Here is a 3,525-nt window from a genome sequence, read left to right on the forward strand (position 1 = left end):
CGAAGATGGCCCGACCCACCAGCCGGTCGAGCAGGTCGCGTCCCTGCGCGCCATGCCGGATATGCTGGTCTTCCGCCCGGCAGACGGCGTGGAAACCGCAGAGTGCTGGGAGCTGGCACTCGCGCGTGAGGACGGGCCGTCCACGATGGCTCTGACCCGCCAGAACGTGGCGCCGGCCAGAAAGATGCATACGGACGAAAACCTCTCTGCAAGAGGCGCCTATATCCTCTCGCCTGCCAAGGGCAAGGAACGCGGCGTGCTGATCGCGACCGGTTCGGAAGTCGAGATTGCCCTGAAGGCGCAGGCGATGCTGGCGGGGTCCGGGATCGGCGTGCGCGTCGTCTCCATGCCCTCGATGGAACTGTTCGGCCAGCAGGGCGCAGCCTACCAGGCCGAGACGCTGGGAAAAGGCCTGCCGCGCGTGGCGGTCGAGGCCGGTGTGCGCTTCGGCTGGGACCGCTGGATCGGAGCCGAAGGTGGGTTTGTCGGTATGGACAGCTTCGGTGCCAGCGCGCCTTACCAGCAGCTCTACAAGCATTTCGGCATTACGGCGGACGCTGTCGTCGAGGCTATGAAATCAAGGATATGACCTGAGGGGAAAACGATGCCTCTGAGTTACGAGACTGTCTTCTCTTTGATCAACTTCGCGGTGTTGCCAGCCTGGCTGCTGCTGGCGGTTCTTCCCCGGTCCTCTATTACGCGGACGGTGGTGCATTCCGGGCTCTATCCGCTTCTTCTCGGCGTGTTCTACACGGTGACGCTGGTGACGGGCTTTGCTTTTGGATACAGCGCCGAGGGTGGCAGTTTCAATTCCGCAGCAGGCGTCTCGCAGGCCTTTTCCCACCCGCATGGTATCCTGATCGGCTGGAGCCATTACCTCGTATTCGATCTGTTTGTCGGTGCCTGGATCGCGCGGGACGCGCAGCGCCGGGGATTTCCGCAACTTGTGCTGGTACCTTGCTTGTTCTTCACGCTGATGCTCGGCCCGGTCGGCCTGCTGATGTACGTTCTGCTGCGGTTCGCCTTGCGCAAGGGCGGGTGGGGCCTCTTCGAGACAGAGACCGGCGCCGGCGCCTAGTGTCCGGCATAGTTCGTACACGGACGAATGGTAGCTTTGCTGGCGCACTGTTCGATGGCGTGCGCGATCCAGCCTGCCATCCGGCCGCTCGCGAAGATCAGGAAGGGGGGCATCATCGGCAAGCTCCAGTCCAACCGTGAGCGCGGCGAGCGCCATGTCGATACTCGCGTTCTCGTCCGCGATTTCCTCTGCACGGGCCGGGCTGGTGTCCGCGTCCGTCGCAGGTCTTTCCGCCCTGAAAGGACCCTTGCATGGCGGGCCCCGCGCCAGGTCCTCGATATGGTGGATGCAATCGGTGCGCCGGAGAATGCGGCAGCCTGGATCGACGGGGCGCTGCCGCGCGGTGAACGGTTGACGGGGTTCGGTCACCGGGTCTGCCGCGTGCGCGGCCCCCGCGCAGATGCGCTTAAAGCGGCAGTGGCGCGCCTTCCGGGCACGTCCGGCCGGCGCGGTTTTGCAGAGCATATTGAGCGGGCTGTACTCGGCCGCCTCACTCAGAAGCACCCGCAGCGCCAGCTAGACACCAACGCGGACGCTCTAAACCGCGCTTCTGCTTGAAGCGCCCGGCCTGCAGCGCGAAGCGTTTACGCCGGTCTTCGCCTGCGGCCGCATTCCCGGTTGGACGGCGCATGCGCGCGAGCAGTTCGGAGAAGGGCGACTTGTACGCCCGCATTCAGCGTATCGGCCCCCGGTGCCTGTTGCTGCCTGCTGGCTAACCTTTGGTAGGCCTGAACAGGTCCAGCTGATTAGGATCGACTGGTTTGCGGCGCCTCGTCTTCGTGCGACCGCGGCGGAAATAGAGGTCGTCCGTGTGGTCGCTACCGGTTTCGCTGGCTGGCGTCTCGGGCTGCGCCGGGTCGGGTAGCGCAGGTTTGAGACGGGGCGGTGATTTCGGATCGGCAATCAGCCACCAGCTGACCGCGATCACGATATGGCCGGATGTGTCTTCGTACTGCTGGATATGACCGGCGGGCCCGTCAGCGCCTTGCGACGACAGGAGCGCCCGCGCCTCGTCCTCCGGCAGATGCAGCCAGCCGGTCTCCAGCCCTTCCACCCGGAAGCCGGGGGAAAGGCCCACGGCCTCGCTCAGCGTCCGCGCTGTGCGCACGCCGGGCGAAATCGCCTCTTCGAGGCTGAGGGCAATGGGATAGGCAAGGCTCATGGCAGCGGCGAGGTAAGCCCGTCATCGCCCTGCGTCCAGCCCGTATTGCTTACGCTGGACAGCCGCGCAGCCGCGAGGCGGGCAAATCGGAGCGTCACGGCCTTGCGCCGCGCCGCAACCAGCCGGGATTCCGGGGCGTCCCGGATGACGGCGCCGTAGAAAGCGTCCGCGACAATCAGACCGGCCTCCGGCGGGATCAGGTCCTGCGGGAAGTCATCGGCCACGGCGAAGCTCAGGCGGTCGCAGAAGTCCATGTATTCTCGCCATTTATGGTCTGACTTGAAATCCGCGATGCTGGATTTGATCTCGATCATCCAGATATCCCCGCCCGGCCCGATCGCAGCGATATCCGCCCGGCGATTATTTGCCAGCGGCATTTCGGTTAGGCCGTAGAAGCCGAGGTCAGCCATCAGCCGCCGCGTGCCGCGGCAGATTTCCGCGGCGCGGCGCGGAAGCAGATCTTCTGGCGCGGGGTTCATCATGGCGCGCGGTTCGCTGCGTTTGTGTTCCGGCGCGAGTTAGGCCGCTGGGAGGCGGAGCGTCAAGGCATCCCGCGGGCCGGTGCCCGGCTAGGGCGCGGGCGAAGAAAATCAAGCCGGGTCTGATCCAGTGCCCCGCGCCCCGCGTAGACAGGCCGACACAGCAAAAACTGCTGGGTCTTCAACGGGAGGACGGGATGGCCAGCGCGTACGATACGAACAATAGTTCCGATCGCCAGTTTGTGCGCACGGCGATGAAGGTCGCGCTGCTAGAGCCGGCGCATGAAGCCAATCTGGCCCGGCGCTGGCGCGAGCACGACGACGAAGCCGCCCTGCATGAACTGACCACGGCCTATATGCGTCTCGTGATCGCGATGGCTGCCAAGTTCCGGCATTACGGCCTGCCCATGGCGGACCTTGTATCCGAGGGAAATGTGGGCCTGATGCAGGCTGCCGCGCGGTTCGAACCGGAGCGCGAAGTGCGGTTCTCAACCTATGCCAGCTGGTGGATACGCTCGTCGATCCAGGACTATGTGCTGCGCAACTGGTCGATCGTCCGTACGGGAACGACGTCGGCCCAGAAGTCCCTGTTCTTCAACCTGCGTCGCCTGCGTGCCCGGATTTCCGATACAGGCGATGGCATCATGAGTGTGGAAAACCGCGAATGGGTCGCTGAACATCTCGGCGTCCCGGTGCGTGATGTCGAGACCATGGCCTCGCGTCTTTCGGGTTCGGACCGCTCGCTCAACGCCCCCCTCTCGGCGGACGGCGACGGCGAATGGCAGGACCTGATCGCCGACGAAGCA

At 64.9% G+C, this 3,525-nt stretch carries 6 protein-coding genes; 4 read left to right on the plus strand and 2 right to left on the minus strand.

The features are described from left to right. The 3 genes from WEA77_RS08150 to WEA77_RS08160 form a co-directional block, all read left to right on the plus strand. Window positions 1–589: transketolase C-terminal domain-containing protein (locus WEA77_RS08150; RefSeq protein WP_368067370.1), on the plus strand; the 589-nt coding region annotated here is incomplete at its 5' end. Window positions 590–604: 15 nt separating this feature from the next. After that, the gene (locus WEA77_RS08155) at window positions 605–1,078 is read left to right on the plus strand and encodes an ABA4-like family protein (RefSeq protein WP_368067371.1); all 474 of its coding nucleotides are present in this window, start codon (window positions 605–607) and stop codon (window positions 1,076–1,078) included. A gap of 54 nt (window positions 1,079–1,132) precedes the next feature. Further along, the gene (locus WEA77_RS08160; protein WP_368067372.1) at window positions 1,133–1,636 is read left to right on the plus strand and encodes a citrate/2-methylcitrate synthase; all 504 of its coding nucleotides are present in this window, start codon (window positions 1,133–1,135) and stop codon (window positions 1,634–1,636) included. A gap of 154 nt (window positions 1,637–1,790) precedes the next feature. Here WEA77_RS08160 and WEA77_RS08165 read toward each other — a convergent pair whose 3' ends face one another. Both WEA77_RS08165 and WEA77_RS08170 read right to left on the minus strand, forming a co-directional pair. Beyond that, window positions 1,791–2,240 (minus strand): hypothetical protein, encoded by a 450-nt coding sequence (locus tag WEA77_RS08165; protein WP_368067373.1) that lies wholly within the window; start codon window positions 2,238–2,240, stop codon window positions 1,791–1,793. After that, on the minus strand, window positions 2,237–2,722 hold the full coding sequence (locus WEA77_RS08170) for an MmcB family DNA repair protein (RefSeq protein WP_368067374.1): 486 nt from the start codon (window positions 2,720–2,722) through the stop codon (window positions 2,237–2,239). Before WEA77_RS08170 ends, WEA77_RS08165 begins: the two co-directional genes overlap by 4 nt. 194 nt (window positions 2,723–2,916) lie before the next feature. Here WEA77_RS08170 and WEA77_RS08175 point away from each other — a divergent pair. Then, window positions 2,917–3,525: sigma-70 family RNA polymerase sigma factor (locus tag WEA77_RS08175; RefSeq protein WP_368067375.1), on the plus strand; the 609-nt coding region annotated here is incomplete at its 3' end.

The organism is Hyphomonas sp., from assembly GCF_040882205.1.
Lineage (GTDB): Bacteria > Pseudomonadota > Alphaproteobacteria > Caulobacterales > Hyphomonadaceae > Hyphomonas.

Coding starts and splice junctions, on each gene's coding strand:
- WEA77_RS08160 (WP_368067372.1), top strand. CDS start 1,133: ATGGCGTGCGCGATCCAGCCTGCCATCCGGCCGCTCGCGAAGATCAGG.
- WEA77_RS08165 (WP_368067373.1), bottom strand. CDS start 2,240: ATGAGCCTTGCCTATCCCATTGCCCTCAGCCTCGAAGAGGCGATTTCG.
- WEA77_RS08170 (WP_368067374.1), bottom strand. CDS start 2,722: ATGATGAACCCCGCGCCAGAAGATCTGCTTCCGCGCCGCGCCGCGGAA.
- WEA77_RS08155 (WP_368067371.1), top strand. CDS start 605: ATGCCTCTGAGTTACGAGACTGTCTTCTCTTTGATCAACTTCGCGGTG.